This is a genomic window from Streptomyces sp. NRRL S-350, from assembly GCF_000719705.1.
In the GTDB taxonomy this organism is placed as follows: Bacteria; Actinomycetota; Actinomycetes; order Streptomycetales; family Streptomycetaceae; genus Kitasatospora.
In genome coordinates this window covers 24344-43629 of record NZ_JOHO01000043.1, presented here as the reverse complement: position 1 = coordinate 43629, position 19286 = coordinate 24344, and the positions used below count along the sequence as shown (strand labels likewise).

The following is a 19286-nucleotide window of genomic DNA, read 5'->3' as shown; positions in this document are numbered from 1 at the left end:
GCCGGGCCGGACGGACGGGCGCGGGCCGCCTCCGCCCGGTGACCGAAAGTGCCCGACGGTCACCAAACGTGACCGCCGGTCCGGACATACGAACGCATCGGGTACACATGGACGGTGACCTCGCAGATCTTCCCGTCCGACGTGCAGCAGTCGCTGGACCTCGTCGGCATCTTCGTCTTCGCCCTCTCCGGGGGCCTGCTCGCCGTCCGCAAGAACATGGACATCTTCGGGATCTGCGTGCTGGCCGAAGTCACCGCGCTGGGCGGCGGGGTGATGCGCGACCTCGTGATCGGGGCGACCCCGGTCGCCGCCTTCACCAACCTCGGCTACTTCGTGACCCCGCTCGCCGCCGCGCTGGTGGTGTTCTTCCTGCACCCGGAGGTCGAGCGGATCAACCGGGCGGTGCAGACCCTGGACGCCCTCGGCCTCGGACTGTTCTGCGTCACCGGCACCGCCAAGGCGCACGACTACGGGCTCGGCGCGGTCGCGGCCATCGCGCTCGGCATGGTCACCGCGGCCGGCGGCGGTGTGATCCGCGACGTACTGGCCGGGGAGATCCCCTCGCTGCTGCGCTGGGACCGGGAGATCTACGCCGTCCCGGCGCTCGTCGGCGCCGCGCTCGTCGCGCTGCTGATCGGCGTGGACCGGCTCACCGGCCTGACCGGCACCGCCGCCGCGCTCACCGCCTTCGGGCTGCGGATGCTCGCCCTGAAGTACGGCTGGCGCGCCCCGCGGGCCTGGCACCGCAACGGTTCTCGCACCAGCGAGGAGTAGGCGAGCCGCCGTACGCGAGCGAGATCGCCTCGGCCGTGCACAGCAGCTCCGGCACCATCCGGGCCAGTTCGCCCGGCGCCACCTCGCCGGCCGGGGCGCTCACCGCGCAGGCCGCGACCGTCCGCCCGCCGCTGCCCGCGACCGGCGCGGCCACGCAGGTCACCGGCTCACCGTGCTCGGACGACTCGGCCGCCCAGCCCCGGCGGCGCACCGCCGCCAACTCGGCCCCCTCACCCGGCCCGCCCGTGGCCGGCCCCTGCGCGTCCGGCCCGTCCACGGGCAGCCCGGCCAGCAGCACCCGCCCCACCGCCGTGCCCGTCACCGGGGCCCGGCGCCCGATCCGGGGCGGCCCGGCCGCCCGGCGCCCGGCCACCTCGTCCAGGTAGAGCACCTCGCCCTCGTGCAGCACGGCGAGCCGGACGGTGAAGCCGCAGCGGGCGTTGAGCGCGGCCAGGTACGGCGCGGCGACCTGCCGGACGTCGAAGTCCTCCAGTGCGCGGTGCGCCAGCGAGAGCACCCGGCCGCCGACCCGGTAGCGCAGGTCGGGCTGGCGGCGGGCGAAGCCGTGCTCCTCCAGGGTGCGCAGCAGCCGCAGCGCGGTGGACTTGTGCACCCCGAGGGTGCTCGCGGCCTGCTCCAGGGAGAGCGGCGCGTCGCCGAGCGCGTCGAGCAGACTCAGCGCGCGGTCGACCGACTGCGACATGACGCCCCCGTGGATCAGGCTGGAGAAGTGTCCGTCAGGCTAACCGCTGGGGGGCACAGTGGTACAAACCAGTGCCGAACGCGGCCGTCCGGTCCCGGTGCGCACCGGCGGACCGGGGACCGTCGCGCGGTGCCCGGCGGTGCCCGGCGGTGCGTCCGACGGGGCCCTTCGCCGGCGGCCCGCACGCGCGATGGCCGGAACGGTGCGCAGCCCTGGAGAGCCGCACGGCGCGGCCCTCTACAATCGGAGGGTTATGCCATACCTGGACCATGCGGCGACCACGCCGATGCTGCCCGAGGCGATCGCCGCGATGACGGCCCACCTGGGGGTGGTCGGCAACGCCTCGTCCCTGCACGCGGCCGGTCGCCGCGCCCGCCGGGTGGTCGAGGAAGCCCGCGAATCGCTGGCCGAGTCACTGGGTGCCCGCCCGAGCGAGATCGTGCTCACCGGCGGCGGCACCGAGTCCGACAACCTGGCGGTCAAGGGCCTGTACTGGGCCCGCCGGGACGCCGACCCGGCCCGCACCCGGGTGCTGTGCAGCCCCGTCGAGCACCACGCGGTGCTCGACGCCGTGCACTGGCTCTCCGAGCACGAGGACGCCAAGGTCGAGTACCTGCCGGTCGACGGGTACGGCCGGGTGCACCCGGAGGCGCTGCGCTCGTCGATCGAACGCGATCCGGCCTCCGTGGCGCTGGTCACCGTGATGTGGGCCAACAACGAGGTCGGCACGATCCAGCCGGTGCGCGAACTCGCCGCGGTGGCGGCCGAGTACGGCATCCCGATGCACGCCGACGCGGTGCAGGCGCTCGGCCAGGTCCCGGTCTCCTTCGCCGAATCCGGGCTCACCGCGCTCACCGTGACCGGGCACAAGATCGGCGGCCCGTTCGGCATCGGCGCCCTGCTGCTCTCCCGGGGCGCCACGCCCGTCCCGCTGCTGCACGGCGGCGGTCAGGAACGCGACGTGCGCTCCGGCACCCTGGACGCCCCCGGCGCCGCCGGGTTCGCCGCCGCCGCGTCGTGGGCCGTGGCACACCGGGCCGAACACGCGGTGGCGCTCGGCGCCCTGCGGGACGAACTGGTGGCCGGCGTCCTCGACACCGTCCCGGGCGCCGTCCTCAACGGTGACCCGGCGGCCGAGGGCCGACTGCCGGCCAACGCCCACTTCTCCTTCCCCGGCTGCGAGGGCGACGCGTTGCTGATGCTGCTGGACGCGGCCGGCATCGAGTGCTCGACGGGCTCGGCCTGCACGGCCGGCGTGCCGCAGCCCAGCCACGTCCTGCTCGCGATGGGCGTCGACCCGCTGCTCGCCCGCGCCTCGCTGCGGTTCTCGCTCGGGCACACGTCGGTGCGGGAGGACGTCACGGCGCTCACCGACGCCATCGGCCCCGTCGTCCAGCGGGCGCGCAACGCCGGGCCCGCGTCGGTGCGGCGGTAGTTCTCCGAGCCGGGCATGTCCGGTGGCCCCGTACTCTTGTAGTCACCATGACTGACTTCCCGGGTGCCCCCACCACTGCGTCCACCGGCCGCCTGCGCGTGCTCGCGGCGATGTCCGGCGGCGTCGACTCCGCCGTCGCCGCCGCCCGCGCCGTCGAGGCGGGGCACGAGGTGACCGGCGTCCACCTGGCGCTGTCCGCCAACCCGCAGTCCTTCCGGACGGGTGCGCGCGGCTGCTGCACCATCGAGGACTCCCGGGACGCCCGGCGCGCGGCCGACGTGATCGGCATCCCGTTCTACGTGTGGGACCTCGCCGAGCGCTTCCGCGAGGACGTCATCGACGACTTCGTCGCCGAGTACGCCGCCGGGCGGACCCCGAACCCGTGCCTGCGCTGCAACGAGAAGATCAAGTTCGCCGCGCTGCTGGACAAGGCCGTCGCGCTCGGCTTCGACGCCGTCTGCACCGGCCACTACGCCCGCATCGTCGACCTGCCCGACGGCTCCCGCGAACTGCACCGGGCGGTCGACGGGGCCAAGGACCAGTCCTACGTGCTGGGCGTGCTCGACGCCGACCAGCTCGCCCACTCCCTCTTCCCGCTCGGCGACACCACCAAGGAGGAGATCCGGGCGGAGGCCGAGCGCCGGGGCCTCGCCGTGGCGAAGAAGCCCGACAGCCACGACATCTGCTTCATCGCCGACGGCGACACCCAGGGCTTCCTCGCCCGGCACCTCGGCACCGCCACCGGTGACATCCTCGACGCCGACGGCACCAAGCTCGGCGAACACGACGGCGCGTACGGCTTCACCATCGGCCAGCGCAAGGGCCTGCGCATCGGCCGCCCGGCCGCCGACGGCAAGCCGCGCTACGTGCTCGACATCTCCCCGGTCGACAACACCGTGACCGTCGGCCCCGTCGAAGGCCTCGACGTCACCGCCCTCACCGCCATCCGCCCCCGCTGGTGCGGCACCGAGCCGTTGGCGGACGGCCGCTACACCGCCCAACTCCGGGCGCACGGCGAGGAGGTACCGGTCTCCGCATCGGTGGCCGACGGCGAACTGCACGTCCGGCTCGACACCCCGGTGCGCGGCATCGCCCCCGGCCAGGCGGTCGTCCTCTACGACGGCACCCGCGTCGTCGGCTCCGCCACCATCGCGACGACGGAGCGCCCGGCCGTCAACGCCTGAGCGCCCCGGCGGCGTTGACGGCGACCGGGCCCGCGGCAGGGCGGTCATCCCCGGGGATGACGCCGCTGATCCTCCCGGATGACCACCGGCGGACACTGCATCAATCCGGCTGACGCGGCGGCCCCGGCCCCGAACCTAACGTCATGGCCATGAACCCCAAGGCCATGAACCGGTCCCGCCGCATCGCGGCCGTCGCAGCCCTCGTCCTCGCCCTGCCCGTTCCGGTGGCGGGGGCTGCGACCGCCGCCACCCGTGCCTCGACCCCTGCCGCCTTCCACGGCGAACTGCCCCGCCCGACCGGCCGTTACGCGGCGGGCGAGGAAGTGCTGCACCTGACCGACCGGAGCCGCACCGACCCCTGGGTCCCCGCGGCCGGGCCCCGGGAGCTGGCGGTGACGATGTTCTACCCCGCCCGGCACGACACCGGCGCGCCGGCCCCCTACATGACCCTCGGCGAGGCGCAGGGCTTCGTGGCGACGCGGGTACCGGCGGGCGCCGGGATCCGGCCGCAGGACCTCGCGGCCACCGGGACCCACGCCTACACCGGTGCGAAGGCCGTGAACGGGAAGTTCCCGCTGGTGGTCCTCTCACCCGGCTTCGAGAACCCCCGCGCCACCCTCACCGGCCTGGCGACCGACCTCGCCGGCCGCGGCTACGTCGTGGCCCTGGTCGGCCACACCCACGAGGACTCCGGCGAGACGCTCGCCGACGGCAGCACCCCGGGCTGCGCGCTGTGCGAGGGCGGCGCACCGGACACGCTCCCCGACAGCCGGGCGAAGGACGTGTCGTTCGTCCTGGACCGGCTGACCGGGCCGCACCCGGCCTGGCAGCCGGCGCACCTGATCGACCGCGACCGCATCGGCATGGCCGGGCACTCGATCGGCGGCGCGTCGGCACTGACCGCGATGGCCGAGGACCAGCGGATCCTGGCCGGGGTGAACATGGACGGGACGTTCTACCCGCCGGTGCCGGCGGACAGGCTCGACGGGCGCTCGTTCCTCCTGCTCGGGAAGCAGAGCGACCACACCGCCGGCGGCGGGGACACGTCCTGGGGGCGGACGTGGGCGGGCTGGGCCGGCTACAAGCCCTGGCTCGCCGTCGCGGGCACCAACCACGCAAGCTTCACGGACGTCCCGGTCCTGGCCGCCGAGGCCGGCCTGCCGCTCCCCCCGGGGTCGACCACCTCACCGGAGCGCGGGATGCAGCTGACCCGGGAGTACGTCGGCGCCTTCCTCGACCGGACCCTGAAGGGGATCCACCAGCCGCTGCTCGACGGCCCGTCGGCGGCGAACCCGGAGGTGCTCCTCCAACAGCCGTGACCGCTGGGCGCCTCCGCCGTGATAGACCAGTGAGCACTATGAACATCTGCGTCTTCTGCTCCGCGTACTCGCTCGACGACCGCTACTCCGCCCCCGCCGCCGAGTTCGCGCGGCTCCTCGGGGAGGGCGGCCACACCCTGGTGTGGGGCGGTTCGGACGCCGGGCTGATGGGCCTGCTCGCCGACGGGGTGAAGGCGGCGGGCGGCAAGCTGGTCGGCATCCTGGTCGAGATGCTGCGGCACAAGGGGTACGTCGGCGCCGACGAGCTGGTCGTCGCCCGGGACCTGGCCGAGCGGAAGGCGGAGCTGGTGTCCCGGGCGGACGCGATCGTCGTCCTGGTCGGCGGAATGGGCACGATGGACGAGTTCACCGAGGTGCTGGAGCTGAAGAAGCACGGGATGTTCGAGAAGCCGGTGGTCGTCCTGGACACCGAGGGCTTCTACACGGGCCTGCGCACCCAGCTGGAGCGGATGGACGCCGAGGGCTTCCTGCCCCGGCCGCTCGCCGACCTGGTCACCTTCGCCGACACGCCCGCCGAGGTGTTTGCGCAGCTCAAGGCCTGAGAGGATCGGGGCCATGGCTGCACATCTGATCACCGGCGCGGGCTCCGGCATCGGCGCCGTCCTGACCGAACGCCTCGCCGAACGCGGCGACGAGCTCTGGCTGCTGGCCCGTGACGCCCGGCGCGCCGCCGAACTGCGCGAGCGCTTCCCCGGGGCGCGCACCCTCGTCGGGGACCTCGGCGACCCGGCGAAGCTCTCCTGGGCGTTCGGGCACCAGGCGCTTCCCGTCACGCTGGACTCGCTCCTCCACGTCGCGGGCGTGGTCGAGCTGGGCACGGTCGGCGACCTGCCGGTGAAGGCCTGGCAGGAGACGCTGAACGTCAACCTGGTCGCCCCCGCCGAGCTGACCCGTCTGATGCTGCCGTCCCTGCGCCAGGCCAAGGGCCACGTGGTGTTCGTCAACTCCGGCGCCGGCCTCAACGCCCACGCCGAGTGGTCGGCGTACGCGGCGAGCAAGCACGGCCTCAAGGCGCTCGCCGACGCGCTGCGCCAGGAGGAGCACCCGGGCGGTGTCCGGGTCACCTCCGTCTACCCCGGCCGCACCGCCACGGCGATGCAGGCCAAGGTGCACCAGCAGGAGGGCAAGGAGTACGACGCCGACCGCTGGATCGAGCCCGAGTCCGTCGCCAAGGCGGTCCTCGCCGCGCTGGACGCCTCCCGGGACGCGGAGATCACCGACATCACCGTCCGCCCCGGGCGGTAGCGGCGCAGCAGACCCCGGGCGCCCGTGGAAGCGGCCCCGCAGCCGAGCCCCCGCGCTCGGCTGCGGGGCCGTTCGCGCACGGTCCGACCGCCCCGGGAATCCCCGTTGGCGCCGTCCCCATGGCTGTGCGATGATCCGCTCCGCCCTCCGGCCGATCGGATTCGGACACGGGGGAGTAGGAAAGCGCCATCGCGCTTCACAGTGCCCAGGGGGACTTCCATTTCCAGAACTCGTACGGCGCTGACCGTCGGCGCCCTGCTCGTGGGAACGGTCGGTCTGCCGGCCGTCAGCGCGGGCAGCGCGGCCGCAGCCGGCAGCACGCTCTACGTCAACAACGCCGCGAGTGCCAACTGCACCGACAGCGGTACCGGCGCCCAGTCGGCGCCGTTCTGCCACGTCGCGGCTGCCGCGGCGGTCGTCCAGCCGGGGCAGACCGTCGAGATCGCGGCCGGCGCCTACAACGACACCGCGGTGACCGTCACCCGCTCCGGCACCGCCGACGCCCCGATCACCTTCCGCAGCCAGTCCCAGCCGAACTCGCCGGGCGGTGCCGCCTGGCTCAACGGCGGCGCGCCGAACTACCCGGACAGCGCCATCGTGGTCAAGGGCGCCGACCACCTCAGGTTCGAGAACCTCGCGCTCGCGGGCAACCAGCGGCCGGCCGTCGTGGTCGACGGCGGGCACGACGTCTCGTTCACCAACATCGCGGCCTCGGGCGGCGGGGTCCGGATCACCGGCGCCTCCGACAAGGTGACGTGGGCCCGCGGCTCCTTCAGCTACGCGCCCGGCCCGCTCCTGCAGGTCGACGGCGGCTCCACCGGGACGGTCCTGACCACCAACATGGTCCAGCCCAACAGCGCCGACAACATGACGGGCATCCTGGTCAAGGACGCCCCGAACACCGTCGTCGTGGCCAACAGCATCAGCTCGCCCTGCTTCGCCGGGATCGTGCTGGACGGCACCTCGACCGGCGCGGTGGTCGAGAACAACGTGGTGAACACCGCGAAGAACCAGAACGCGGCCTGCGACAGCCCCGCCGGCGCCACCGGGATCAGCGTCGGTGCGAACGCCACCGCGGGCACCAAGGTCGACTACAACCTGATCGACCCGCGCAGCGGCGGTGCGGCCTACGACTGGGCCGGCGCGGCCCTCACCACCCAGGCGCAGCTCACCGCGAACACCGGCCAGGGCGCGCACGACTTCGTCGCCCTGACGTACGTGCCGAAGGGCCCGGACGCCCCCGTCGACCACCGGATCGACTCGGCGGACGAGTCGGCCCCGGGCATGCTGGCGACCGACCGCGGCGGCTGGGCCCCGGTGGACGACGTGACGGTGGTCAACACCGGTACGGGCAGCGGCATCCGCGACCGCGGTGCCTACGAGTCCCTGGACGTGGGCAGCGCGTTCACCCCGGCCGGTCCGACGCGTCTGCTGGACACCCGGCAGCCGATCGGCGTGCCGGTGGCGCAGGCGGTTCCGGCGTACGGCACCGTCGACCTGCCGGTGACCGGTGTGGCCGGTGTCCCGGGCTCCGGGGTGACGGCCGTGACGATGAACGTGACGGTGACCGAGCCGCAGGCCGACGGCCACCTGACCGTCTACCCGCACGGCGACGCGGCGCCGGACGCCTCCAACCTCAACTGGCCGGCCGGACGGACGATCCCGAACCTGGTGACCGTCCCGGTCAAGGACGGCAAGGTGTCGTTCTACAACGCCTCCGCCGGCACCGTGCACCTGATCGCCGACCTGGAGGGCTACTACAGCCCGAAGGGCTCGCTGTTCCACGCCCAGGGCCCGACGCGTCTGCTGGACACCCGGCAGCCGATCGGCGTGCCGGCGGCGCAGGCGGTTCCGGCGTACGGCACCGTCGACCTGCCGGTGGCCGGCAAGGCCGGTGTCCCGGCGACCGGGGTGACGGCCGTGACGATGAACGTGACGGTGACCGAGCCGCAGGCCGACGGCCACCTGACCGTCTACCCGCACGGCGACAAGGCGCCGGACGCCTCCAACCTCAACTGGACCGCCGGGCGGACGATCCCGAACCTGGTGACCGTCCCGGTCAAGGACGGCAAGGTGTCGTTCTACAACGCCTCCGGCGGCACCGTGCACCTGATCGCCGACCTCGCCGGCTACTACGCCACCGAGGGCAAGGTCAGCTACCGCCCGGCCGGGCCGTACCGGATCCTCGACACGCGCCAGGACACCTACTGGGAGGCCGGACCGCGCCCCGCGGGCACCGTCCCGGCGTGGGGCACGGTGGACGTCCCGGTCGGCGACATCCCCAACGTCGCCGCGGTGACCCTGAACGTGACCGTCACCGAGCCGGGCGCCGAGGGCCACCTCACCGTCTACCCGCACGGTGACGCGGCGCCCGACGCGTCGAACCTCAACTTCCTGCCCGGCGAGACCATCCCCAACCAGGTGGTCGTCCCGGTCAAGGACGGCATGGTCTCGTTCTACAACGCGAGCGGCGCCCCCGTGCACCTCGTGGTCGACGAGTTCGGCTACCAGGCGTACTGACCAGGCGTACTGACCAGGCGTCCTGACCGGGGCGTCCTGACCGGGGCGCCCCGGTCAGGACGCCCCGAGCCCGTCCCGCACGACCGGCCCCGGTGCCGAGCCCCCGCGCTCGGCACCGGGGCCGTCGTCGTGAGTAGGCTCGGGCGGGTGAGCACCCCACATCCCTTCCCCGACCTGCGCGGCGCCGCCACCGGCGTCGGCTCGCTGCCCGGTACCGACGCCCGGGAGGCCGCCAAGACCTCCACCGGAGCCCTTGAGCACCTGCCGTTCCTGCCCGAACTGCCCGCGCGCGGGCCGGGCGCCGACATGATCGGGCGCGGGGCCGGCTTCCTGGTCGAGCTGTTCGCCCAGACCGAGCCCAGCGGCTGGCGGTTCACCGACCGCCCCGGCCGGGACACCCGGCGCGCCCACTCGTGGCTCGGCGAGGACCTGGACGCGCTGGAGGAGTTCACCCAGGGCTACCGGGGCGCCCTCAAGGTCCAGGCCGTCGGCCCGTGGACGCTGGCGGGCAGCATCGAGCTGAAGCACGGCGAGAAGGCGCTCTCCGACCCCGGCGCCTGCCGGGACATCGCCGGCTCGCTCACCGAGGGGCTGCGACGCCACCTCGCCGACGTCCGCAAGCGCGTCCCGGGCGCCGACGTCGTCCTCCAACTGGACGAGCCCTCGCTGTCCGCCGTGCTGACCGGCTCGGTGAAGACCGCCAGCGGCTTCCAGCGGCTGCGCGCCGTGGACCGGCAGGTCGCCGAAGAGGTGCTGCGCGGCGTGATCGGGAGCCTGGACGCGCCGGTGGTCGTGCACAGCTGCGCGCCGGACGTCCCGATCCCGCTGCTGCGCCGCGCCGGGGTGGCCGGGATCTCGCTGGACTTCTCGCTGCTGACCGAGCGCTCGGACGACGACCTCGGCGAGGCGGTCGAAGGGGGCACGGCGATCCTCGCCGGTGTCGTCCCCGCCACTGACCAGGCAGTGTCCGACCCGGCCGGTAGTGTCCAGGGTGTCAGGACCTTGTGGCGCAGGCTCGGGTTCGCCCCGGAGCTGCTGGGCCGTCGCGTGCTGGTGACGCCGACCTGCGGGCTGGCCGGGGTCTCCCCGGCGTACGCCCGCAAGGCGCTGTCGCTCGCGGCACGGGCGGCGCGGAGCCTGGTGGACAACCCGGAATGAGAACGTAGGAGGGCTTGCGGTGACGGCTGTCGAGGGCTGGGAGGACGTCCCGGCGGAGGTGCGTCGGCGGCACGCCGAGCTGGCGCAGGAGATCACCGACCACCGCGCCCGGTACTACGAGCAGGACGCGCCGGTCATCAGCGACTCCGAGTTCGACGCCCTGATGCGCGAACTCGAGGCGCTGGAGGCCGAGCACCCGGCCCTGGCCACCCCGGACTCGCCGACGCAGAAGGTCGGCGGCGCCCCGACCGGGCTGTTCGCCGAGGTCGAGCACCGCGAGCGGCTGCTCAGCCTCGACAACGCCATGGACGACGCGGAGTTGGCGGCCTGGGCCGAGCGCGTCGCCACCGAACTGCACGGCATCGACTACCACTACCTGTGCGAGCTCAAGGTGGACGGCCTGGCCGTCAACCTCACGTACGAGAACGGTCAGTTGGTGCAGGCGGCGACACGCGGCGACGGCCGGGTCGGCGAGGACATCACCGCCAACGTCCGCACCATCAAGGAGATCCCGCACCGCCTCAAGGGCGACGACCTCCCCGAACTGGTGGAGATCCGGGGCGAGGTCTACTTCCCGACCGAGGCCTTCGAGGCGCTCAACGCCTCGTTCGTGGCGGAGAACGAACGCCGCCGCCTGGAGAACGAGGAGCGCGCGAAGGAGGGCAAGCGGCCCCGGGCGATGATCCGGCTGTTCATGAACCCCCGCAACGCCGCCGCCGGTTCGCTGCGCCAGAAGGACCCGCACATCACCGCCTCCCGTCCGCTGCACATGGTGGTGCACGGCATCGGCGCCCGGGTCGGCTTCGACATCGACAACCAGTCGCACGCCTACCGGCTGCTGCACGACTGGGGCCTGCCCACCGCCAGGCACAACCGGGTGGTCGGGACGCTCGACGAGGTGCGGGAGTTCATCCGCCACTTCGGCGAGCAGCGGCACTCGGTCGAGCACGAGATCGACGGCGTCGTGGTCAAGGTGGACGAGATCGCCCTGCAGGGCCGGCTCGGCGCCACCTCCAAGTCCCCGCGCTGGGCGATCGCCTGGAAGTACCCGCCGGAGGAGGTCACCGGCAAGCTGGCGGAGATCAAGGTCGGCATCGGCCGCACCGGCCGGGCCACCCCGTACGCGGTGCTGGCGGAGCCGGTCAAGGTGGCCGGCTCGATGGTGCAGTACGCGACGCTGCACAACCAGGAGGTCGTCAAGGCCAAGGGCGTGCTGCTCGGCGACACGATCGTGCTGCGCAAGGCCGGTGACGTCATCCCGGAGATCCTCGGGCCGGTGGAGGACCTGCGGGACGGCACCGAGCGGGAGTTCGTGATGCCCTCGCACTGCCACGAGTGCGGGGCCGAGCTGCGCCCGATGTCGGAGGGGGACATCGATCTGCGCTGCCCCAACGCCCAGTTCTGCCCGGCCCAGATCCGCGAGCGGATCGCCTTCCTGGGCGGGCGCTCCTCGCTGGACGTCGAGGGGCTGGGCTACGTCGCGGCCACCGCGCTGACCCAGCCGCTGGAGCCGACGGAGGCGCCGGTGAAGGACGAGGGCGACATCTTCGGGCTGACGATGGAGCAACTGCTGCCGATCAAGGTGCTGGTGCGCGATCCGAAGACGAGCATGCCCAGGCTGGACGACGTCACCGGGGAGGAGAAGGAGGTGTTCTTCTTCGCGAACCTCAAGGGGCAGCCGAAGAAGAACACCGAACTGCTGCTGGAGAACCTGCAGAAGGTGAAGGAGCGTCCGCTCTGGCGCTTCCTCAACGGGCTCTCGATCCGGCACGTCGGGCCGGTCGCGGCGCAGGAGCTGGCCCGGGAGTTCCGGGACCTGGACCGGATCTTCTCGGCCACCGAGGAGGAGTTGGCCGCCGTCGAGGGGGTCGGGCCGATCATCGCCCGGTCCGTGGTCGAGTGGTACCAGGAGGACTGGCACCGGGGGATCCTGGAGAAGTGGCGGGCCGCGGGCGTCCGGTTCACCGAGGAGTTCGCGGACGAGGAGGAGGCGGAGCGTCCGCTGGAGGGCCTGACGGTGGTCGTCACCGGGACGCTGTCCGGCCACACCCGGGACGGCGCCAAGGAGGCGCTGACCTCGCGCGGAGCAAAGGTGACCGGTTCGGTTTCGAAGAAGACCGATTTCGTGGTCGCCGGTGACAACCCAGGATCCAAGTACGACAAGGCGGTTCAGCTCGGCCTGCCCGTCCTGGACGACGCCGGCTTCGCCGCGCTGCTGGCCGGCGGACCGGCCGCCGCCCGGGCCCACCTGGGACTTCCGGAGCCGGAGCAGGCCGCCGAAGCCCAGGAGGCGCCCGCCGAGGGCTGACCCCGAGCCGCTCCGGAGCCGACCCGAGCGGCGGGTGGCCGAATCCGGGTTGTTATCGTCCTGATGCAACGTCACCGGGTGCCGTGCAGTGAAAGCGGGCATTGTGTCACTGCGCGGCACCCGGGCGCGGGGACGCGTTCCCGGTTGTCCGAAAGTCTGCCCACCGGGTGGACCCCGGCATACCCTGGAGCGCAACAGAATGTCAGCAGGGGTGGGGGCACCGGCTGAGCCGGGGCTCCTCGGGGTCGCTCCATGCCCGGCAGCTGTCGGTACCGGCACGGTGCCTCACCGTAAGGCGGCCTGACGGGGCGGGCCCGACGGAGGACAGGGCTTATGGATCGTACGACCGGCGGTGCGCCCACACGCCCGCCGCAGGGGGTGGCAGGTGCGGTCCTGCTGCTCGGCGTGCTGCTGGCCGGAGCCGCGCCGCTCATCCCGCTGGCCGTCCTGGTCTACCGGTACGAACCCGAGCTGCTGCCGCTGTTCGCGGTGCCCCTGGCCGTGCTGGTCGCGGCCTGGCGGATCGCCCGGGACCGCGCCCGCGACCAACTGACCGACCCCCTGACGGACCTGCCCAACCGTCAGGCCCTGCTGCTGGCCGCGCAGGAGGCGATCGCCGAGTGCGACCAGGGCCACAGCGTCGGTCTCATCCTGCTCGACCTCGACCGGTTCCGGTCACTCAACGACACACTCGGTCATACGGCCGGTGACCGGTTACTGGTTCACATCGCCCGCCGGCTGCACCGGGCACTGCGCTCCGGCGGCCCGGCCGGCAGCGCCACCCGGGAGTCCATCGACGACGTCTTCGCCGGACTGCCCCGGCACTACCGCCGCGGCCGTCCGATGGTGGCCCGGATGGGCGGCGACGAGTTCGCCGTCCTGCTGCCCGGCATCAACTGCCCGGACAGCCTGGAACGGGTCGCCAAGGCCCTCATCACCGAGCTCGCCGCCCCGATCCGGCTGGACGGGCTCCTGCTCGTCCTGGAGGCCAGCGGCGGCGTCTGCGTCTACCCGCAACACGCCCAGGACGCCGAGTCGCTGCTGCGCCGGGCCGACGTCGCGATGGGCCACGCCCAGCGCGGCTGCAGCGGCGTCGCCCAGTACGACGAGACCCAGGACGCCGACACCCCGTACCGGATCGGGCTGCTCGGGGACCTGCGGCGGGCGCTGGAGACCGGCGAGGTGCAGCTGCACTACCAGCCGAAGGTGGCCTTCGACGGCCGGGTGGTCGGCCTGGAGGCGCTGCTGCGCTGGGAGCGGCCCGGGCAGGGCAAGGTCTCGCCGGACGAGTTCGTGGGGCTCGCCGAGTCCAGCGGCCTGATGCCCCGGCTCACCGACTACGTCCTGGAGGCGGCCGTCGGCCAGCTCGCGTGCTGGCGCGAGCAGGGGCTGCAGGTGCAGGTCGCGGTGAACGTCTCGCCGCGCGACGTGCTCAACCCCGGTTTCGCCCAGCGCGTCGCCGGCCACCTCGTGCGCCACCAGGTGCCGGCCCACGCCCTCCAGCTGGAGATCACCGAGCGGCTGCTGCTGGACGACTCCCGGCGGGCCGCCGACACCCTCGCCGAGCTGCGCGGTTACGGCGTCGGGATGTCCCTGGACGACTTCGGCACCGGGCACTCCTCGCTGGTGCGGCTGCGCAGCCTGCCGGTCGGCGAGCTGAAGATCGACCGCTCCTTCGTCTCCCGGATGGTCATCGACGACCACGACGCGGCGGTGGTCCGCTGCTCGGTCGAGCTCGCCCACTCGCTGGGCCTGACCGTGGTCGCCGAGGGCGTGGAGGACGACGAGACCTGGGAGCGGCTGCACTGCATGGGCGTGGACGCCGTCCAGGGCTGGCTGGTGTCGGCGGCGCTGCCCGCCGAGCAGGCCACCGCCTGGCTGCGGGTGCACCGCACCGGCGCGCCGCCGGTGGAGCGGCTGGGGGCGCCGCCCCAGCTGCACGCCGGGTTCCAGCCGGTCCAGGGCGGCAAGCCGATCGTCCAGCCCGCGCTCCCGCCGGCGCTCCCGCCCGTCCTGCCGCCGGTCATCCCGCCCGTGCTGCCGCCGGTGCTGCCGCCCGTGGTCCAGGCGGTGCAGGCCGCGCAGTTGGAGATCCAGGCGCCCGGCGCCCAGGACTGGGCCCGCACCCGGCCGCAGTAGGAGGCGCGGGGGCCGCGGGCGCGTCGCGGGGCGACCGTGCCGGGAAACGCGGCGGGAGGCACCGGGGGAACCGCCGCAGCGGACCGGCGGAAGACGCCGGGCGGGCCGCGGTGACGGCCGCCTCGGCTCACTCGTTGGCCGGGGGCCGGGCCGGGCCCCATAGGATGGGTCCAAAGACCATGAGGACGGAGCGCCGAACCCGGCTGCTCCTGCCCGGGCCCGGCACCGCCCGCAAGGCACCGCCGGGCCTCACCAGAACTCACCCTGAGGATCGCTGCATGCCTGGCATCACGCGCGAGGAGGTCGCCCACCTCGCCCGGCTGTCGCGTCTTGAGCTGAAGCCCGAAGAACTGGACCACTTCGCCGAGCAGCTCGACGTGATCATCGGCGCGGTCGCCCGCGTTTCCGAGGTCGCCGGACAGGACGTCCCGCCGACCTCCCACCCGCTGCCGCTGACCAACGTCATGCGCGCGGACGAGGTGCGGCCCTCGCTCACCCCGGAGCAGGCGCTGTCCGGCGCCCCCGCCGCCGAGGAGCAGCGTTTCCGTGTGCCGCAGATCCTCGGGGAGGACTGACCGAGATGACCGAGCCGATCCGTACCCCCATCATCAAGTGGAGCGCCGCCGAGACCGCGGGCGCCATCGCCAAGGGCGAGGTGTCCGCCGTCGAGGTCGCGCAGGCCCACCTGGACCGCATCGAGGCCGTCGACAAGAAGGTCAACGCCTTCCTGCACGTCGACACCGAGGGTGCGCTGGCGGCCGCGAAGGCCGTCGACGCCAAGCGCGCCAAGGGCGAGGAGCTGGGCCCGCTGGCCGGCGTCCCGCTCGCCCTGAAGGACGTCTTCACCACCAAGGGCGTCCCCACCACCTGCGGCTCCAAGATGCTCGAAGGCTGGATCCCGCCGTACGACGCCACGCTGACGACCCGTCTCAAGGGCGCGGACGTGGTCATCCTCGGCAAGACCAACATGGACGAGTTCGCGATGGGCTCCTCCACCGAGAACTCCGCCTACGGCCCGACCGGCAACCCGTGGGACCTCACCCGCATCCCCGGCGGCTCCGGCGGCGGTTCGGCCGCCGCGCTGGCCGCCTTCGAGGCCCCGCTGGCGATCGGCACCGACACCGGCGGCTCGATCCGCCAGCCCGGAGCCGTCACCGGCACCGTCGGCGTCAAGCCGACCTACGGCTCGGTGTCCCGCTACGGCCTGGTGGCGTTCTCCAGCAGCCTGGACCAGGGCGGCCCGTGCGCCCGCACCGTGCTGGACGCGGCGCTGCTGCACGAGGCGATCGCCGGACACGACCCGCTGGACTCCACCTCGATCGACGCCCCGGTTCCGGCCGTGGTCGAGGCCGCGAAGCGCCGCGACGTGCGCGGCATGCGGATCGGCGTGGTCAAGGAGTTCTCCGGCGAGGGCTACCAGGCCGGCGTGATGCAGCGCTTCGAGGAGTCGGTGCAGCTGCTGCGCGGGCTGGGCGCCGAGGTCGTCGAGGTCTCCTGCCCGTCGTTCACCCTGGCACTGCCGGCGTACTACCTGATCGCGCCCAGCGAGTGCTCCTCCAACCTGGCCCGCTTCGACGCGATGCGCTACGGCCTGCGGGTCGGCGACGACGGCAGCCGCTCGGCGGAGGAGGTCACCGCGCTGACCCGCGAGGCCGGCTTCGGCGACGAGGTCAAGCGCCGCATCATCCTGGGCACCTACGCGCTGTCCTCGGGTTACTACGACGCCTACTACGGCTCGGCCCAGAAGGTCCGCACGCTCATCTCGCGCGACTTCGACGCGGCCTTCGCCGGTGTGGACGTGCTGGTCTCGCCGACCACGCCGACCACCGCCTTCCCGATCGGCGAGCGCGCCGACGACCCGATGGCGATGTACCTGGCGGACCTGTGCACGATTCCGTCGAACCTCGCGGGCAACGCGGCCATGTCGCTGCCCGTCGGCCTGGCCCCGGAGGACAATCTCCCGGTCGGCCTGCAGATCATCGCACCCGCGATGGCGGACGACCGCCTGTACCGCGTGGGCGGCGCCGTGGAGGCCGCACTCAACGACAAGTGGGGGCACACCCTGCTGGAGGAGGCACCGGCACTGTGAGCAAGATCGAGAAGGCGAAGGCCCAGTCCGCTTCGCTCAAGGGGTGGAAGCACTCGAAGCCCGGCCTGTGGCTGTCCATCGGCACCAGCGCCTTCGGCGCCGTCACCATCGCCAAGGACGTCCGCAAGGCCCGCGCCGAGAACGACACCCTGAAGCTGGTCAACGCCCTGGTCGGCGCCGCCGCGCTGGTCACCGGCACCGCCCTGCTGGTGCGCGAGCTGCGTCAGCTGGGCTCCGACGACGTGCTGCTGGGCTGAGCTGAGCTGAGCGCCCAGGCCCGGCCCCGCGCGAGCGGCGGCCGGGCCCGTACCTCCGAAGTCTTTTGAGTGAAGGGACGCTGTGAGCGTCATGAACCTGGTCTCCTACGAGGACGCTCTCGCGTCGTACGACCCGGTGATGGGCCTTGAGGTCCACGTCGAGCTGGGTACCAAGACCAAGATGTTCTGCGGTTGCTCGACCGAGCTGGGCGCCGAGCCGAACAGCCAGACCTGCCCGACCTGCCTGGGCCTGCCGGGCTCGCTGCCGGTGGTCAACGCGGTCGGCGTGGAGTCGGCCGTCAAGATCGGCCTCGCGCTGAACTGCGAGATCGCCGAGTGGTGCCGGTTCGCGCGGAAGAACTACTTCTACCCGGACATGCCCAAGAACTTCCAGACCTCGCAGTACGACGAGCCGATCGCCTTCGACGGCTACCTCGACGTGCAGCTGGAGGACGGTTCGACCTTCCGCGTGGAGATCGAGCGCGCCCACATGGAGGAGGACACCGGCAAGTCCAGCCACGTCGGCGGCGCCACCGGCCGCATCCACGGCGCCACCCACTCGCTGCTCGACTACAACCGGGCCGGCATCCCGCTGATCGAGATCGTCACCAAGCCGATCGTCGGTGCCGGCGAGCGCGCCCCCGAGGTCGCCAAGGCGTACGTCGCCGAGCTGCGCGAGGTGATCCGCTCGCTGGGCGTCTCCGAGGCCCGGATGGACAAGGGCCAGATGCGCTGCGACGTCAACCTGTCGCTGCGTCCGAACGGCACCGAGAAGTTCGGCACCCGCTCGGAGACGAAGAACGTCAACTCGCTGCGCAGCGTGGAGCGGGCCGCCCGGTTCGAGGTCCAGCGGCACGCCACCGTGCTCGGCGACGGCGGCACCATCGTCCAGGAGACCCGCCACTTCCACGAGGACAACGGCACCACCACCTCGGGCCGGATCAAGGACAACGCCGAGGACTACCGCTACTTCCCCGAGCCGGACCTGGTGCCGGTGGCCCCCTCCCGCGAGTGGGTCGAGGAGCTGCGCGCCGCCCTGCCCGAGCTGCCGCGGGTGCGCCGCGCCCGGCTGCAGGCCGAGTGGGGCCTGACCGACAAGGACATGCAGGCCGTCCTCAACGCCGGTGCGGTGGAGCCGATCCAGGAGACCATCGCGGCCGGCGCCCCGGCCGACCAGGCCCGCAAGTGGTGGCTGGGCGAGCTGGCCCGCCGCGCCAACGAGACCGGCACCGAGCTGAGCGAGCAGCCGATCACCCCGGCGCAGGTCGCCCGGGTCGCCGCGCTGGTCGCCGAGGGCAAGCTGAACGACAAGCTGGCCCGCCAGGTCATCGAAGGCGTGCTGGCCGGCGAGGGCGAGCCGGACGAGATCGTCGAGAAGCGCGGTCTGGCCGTGGTCTCGGACGACTCGGCGCTCGGCGCCGCCGTCGACCAGGCCATCGCCGGGAACGAGGCGATCGCCGCCAAGATCCGCGACGGCAAGGTCGCCGCGGTGGGCGCACTGGTCGGCGCGGTCATGAAGGCCACCCGCGGCCAGGCCGACGCCGCCCGCGTGAAGGACCTGATCCTGGCGAAGCTGGGCGTGGAAGGACAGTAGGCACCGCCGCTGCGCAGGCACAGCCCGTAGGCACAGCCTTCGCCGCGCCTGTCTTCCTAAGGCTCCTAAGGCATCTAAGGCCCTCTAAGTAAGGCCTAAGGCCCGGTCTCACCTCTGCAATGGGGTGAGACCGGGCCTCAAACTTTTTCCGGCACCCCATCTAAGGCATCCGGGCCCCGGAAGATCCGGCACGCTCCCGATGCCCCACCCCCCACTGGGAGAGGAAAGTCTTACTCGACAGCGAAACGCAGTGAGAACCGCAGGGGGAACCGAAATGATCGAGTACCAGACCTTCCAGCGACAGGCCCACGAGCTCGCCGCCCGCGCCGAGCACGAGCGGCTGGTGCACGAGGCCAAGGAGGCGCGCCGACTGCAGCGCCGTCCGGTGGCGGCCCGCTTCCAGCGCCGGCCCGTCCGCCAGACCGAATGCTGACGGTGCGGCACCAGGGCGGTGCCGACGGAGTCCCGGAGGGGGAGACGCTGCGAGTGGGCGTCTCCCCCTCCGGGCGTTCGCCCGCGGAGATATCCTCTCGGCCGGTC

At 73.0% G+C, this 19286-nt stretch carries 16 protein-coding genes; 15 read left to right on the top strand and 1 reads right to left on the bottom strand.

Annotated elements, in window-relative coordinates:
* The first annotated feature begins 114 nt into the window (after positions 1 to 114).
* Positions 115 to 774 (top strand): trimeric intracellular cation channel family protein, encoded by a 660-nt coding sequence (locus IF30_RS0128980; RefSeq protein WP_030243933.1) that lies wholly within the window; start codon positions 115 to 117, stop codon positions 772 to 774.
* Here the strand turns inward: IF30_RS0128980 and IF30_RS0128975 are convergent.
* Positions 680 to 1477: an IclR family transcriptional regulator gene (locus IF30_RS0128975; protein WP_030243930.1), complete on the bottom strand. Its 798-nt coding sequence runs from the start codon at positions 1475 to 1477 to the stop codon at positions 680 to 682. The genes IF30_RS0128980 and IF30_RS0128975 overlap by 95 nt on opposite strands.
* Before the next feature lie 253 nt (positions 1478 to 1730).
* Here IF30_RS0128975 and IF30_RS0128970 point away from each other — a divergent pair, with 253 nt between their 5' ends.
* The 14 genes from IF30_RS0128970 (at position 1731) to IF30_RS48135 (ending at position 19179) form a co-directional block, all read left to right on the top strand.
* Complete coding sequence (locus tag IF30_RS0128970; protein ID WP_030243929.1) at positions 1731 to 2912, top strand: cysteine desulfurase family protein; 1182 nt, start codon at positions 1731 to 1733, stop codon at positions 2910 to 2912.
* A gap of 47 nt (positions 2913 to 2959) precedes the next feature.
* Entirely contained in the window at positions 2960 to 4096 is a 1137-nt protein-coding gene (gene mnmA / locus IF30_RS0128965) for a tRNA 2-thiouridine(34) synthase MnmA (RefSeq protein ID WP_030243926.1), read from the top strand.
* Positions 4097 to 4245: 149 nt separating this feature from the next.
* The gene (locus IF30_RS0128960; RefSeq protein WP_234322881.1) at positions 4246 to 5415 is read left to right on the top strand and encodes an alpha/beta hydrolase family protein; all 1170 of its coding nucleotides are present in this window, start codon (positions 4246 to 4248) and stop codon (positions 5413 to 5415) included.
* 38 nt (positions 5416 to 5453) lie between these two features.
* Positions 5454 to 5978, top strand: coding sequence for a TIGR00730 family Rossman fold protein (locus IF30_RS0128955; RefSeq protein WP_030243924.1), 525 nt, complete (start codon positions 5454 to 5456; stop codon positions 5976 to 5978).
* 13 nt (positions 5979 to 5991) lie between these two features.
* Positions 5992 to 6681, top strand: a complete 690-nt coding sequence (locus IF30_RS0128950; protein ID WP_030243922.1) for an SDR family oxidoreductase — start codon at positions 5992 to 5994, stop codon at positions 6679 to 6681.
* A 261-nt stretch (positions 6682 to 6942) separates the two neighbouring features.
* On the top strand, positions 6943 to 9201 hold the full coding sequence (locus IF30_RS45690; protein WP_078891802.1) for a right-handed parallel beta-helix repeat-containing protein: 2259 nt from the start codon (positions 6943 to 6945) through the stop codon (positions 9199 to 9201).
* Between the two features lie 147 nt (positions 9202 to 9348).
* The gene (locus tag IF30_RS0128940; protein ID WP_234322880.1) at positions 9349 to 10359 is read left to right on the top strand and encodes a methionine synthase; all 1011 of its coding nucleotides are present in this window, start codon (positions 9349 to 9351) and stop codon (positions 10357 to 10359) included.
* A 19-nt stretch (positions 10360 to 10378) separates the two neighbouring features.
* Positions 10379 to 12667 carry an NAD-dependent DNA ligase LigA gene (gene ligA, locus IF30_RS0128935; RefSeq protein WP_030243919.1) on the top strand — a complete coding sequence of 763 codons (2289 nt, stop codon included), beginning with the start codon at positions 10379 to 10381 and terminating at the stop codon, positions 12665 to 12667.
* 333 nt (positions 12668 to 13000) lie between these two features.
* Positions 13001 to 14806, top strand: a complete 1806-nt coding sequence (locus tag IF30_RS0128930; protein WP_107054546.1) for a bifunctional diguanylate cyclase/phosphodiesterase — start codon at positions 13001 to 13003, stop codon at positions 14804 to 14806.
* Positions 14807 to 15084: 278 nt separating this feature from the next.
* On the top strand, positions 15085 to 15381 hold the full coding sequence (gatC, locus tag IF30_RS0128925) for an Asp-tRNA(Asn)/Glu-tRNA(Gln) amidotransferase subunit GatC (protein ID WP_030057414.1): 297 nt from the start codon (positions 15085 to 15087) through the stop codon (positions 15379 to 15381).
* Positions 15382 to 15386: 5 nt separating this feature from the next.
* Positions 15387 to 16895, top strand: coding sequence for an Asp-tRNA(Asn)/Glu-tRNA(Gln) amidotransferase subunit GatA (gene gatA / locus IF30_RS0128920; protein ID WP_030243917.1), 1509 nt, complete (start codon positions 15387 to 15389; stop codon positions 16893 to 16895).
* Positions 16892 to 17152 carry a hypothetical protein gene (locus tag IF30_RS0128915; RefSeq protein WP_030243916.1) on the top strand — a complete coding sequence of 87 codons (261 nt, stop codon included), beginning with the start codon at positions 16892 to 16894 and terminating at the stop codon, positions 17150 to 17152. Before gatA ends, IF30_RS0128915 begins: the two co-directional genes overlap by 4 nt.
* Before the next feature lie 82 nt (positions 17153 to 17234).
* Positions 17235 to 18746, top strand: coding sequence for an Asp-tRNA(Asn)/Glu-tRNA(Gln) amidotransferase subunit GatB (gene gatB / locus IF30_RS0128910; protein ID WP_030243915.1), 1512 nt, complete (start codon positions 17235 to 17237; stop codon positions 18744 to 18746).
* Between the two features lie 274 nt (positions 18747 to 19020).
* On the top strand, positions 19021 to 19179 hold the full coding sequence (locus IF30_RS48135; protein WP_158835549.1) for a hypothetical protein: 159 nt from the start codon (positions 19021 to 19023) through the stop codon (positions 19177 to 19179).
* Positions 19180 to 19286 lie beyond the last annotated feature (107 nt).

What these genes read in the sequence shown, in the direction of transcription:
- IF30_RS0128975 (WP_030243930.1), bottom strand. Translation starts at nt 1,477, where the DNA reads ATGTCGCAGTCGGTCGACCGCGCGCTGAGTCTGCTCGACGCGCTCGGC.
- IF30_RS0128970 (WP_030243929.1), top strand. Translation starts at nt 1,731, where the DNA reads ATGCCATACCTGGACCATGCGGCGACCACGCCGATGCTGCCCGAGGCG.
- mnmA (WP_030243926.1), top strand. Translation starts at nt 2,960, where the DNA reads ATGACTGACTTCCCGGGTGCCCCCACCACTGCGTCCACCGGCCGCCTG.
- IF30_RS0128960 (WP_234322881.1), top strand. Translation starts at nt 4,246, where the DNA reads ATGAACCCCAAGGCCATGAACCGGTCCCGCCGCATCGCGGCCGTCGCA.
- IF30_RS0128955 (WP_030243924.1), top strand. Translation starts at nt 5,454, where the DNA reads ATGAACATCTGCGTCTTCTGCTCCGCGTACTCGCTCGACGACCGCTAC.
- IF30_RS0128950 (WP_030243922.1), top strand. Translation starts at nt 5,992, where the DNA reads ATGGCTGCACATCTGATCACCGGCGCGGGCTCCGGCATCGGCGCCGTC.
- IF30_RS0128930 (WP_107054546.1), top strand. Translation starts at nt 13,001, where the DNA reads ATGGATCGTACGACCGGCGGTGCGCCCACACGCCCGCCGCAGGGGGTG.
- gatC (WP_030057414.1), top strand. Translation starts at nt 15,085, where the DNA reads ATGCCTGGCATCACGCGCGAGGAGGTCGCCCACCTCGCCCGGCTGTCG.
- gatA (WP_030243917.1), top strand. Translation starts at nt 15,387, where the DNA reads ATGACCGAGCCGATCCGTACCCCCATCATCAAGTGGAGCGCCGCCGAG.
- IF30_RS48135 (WP_158835549.1), top strand. Translation starts at nt 19,021, where the DNA reads ATGATCGAGTACCAGACCTTCCAGCGACAGGCCCACGAGCTCGCCGCC.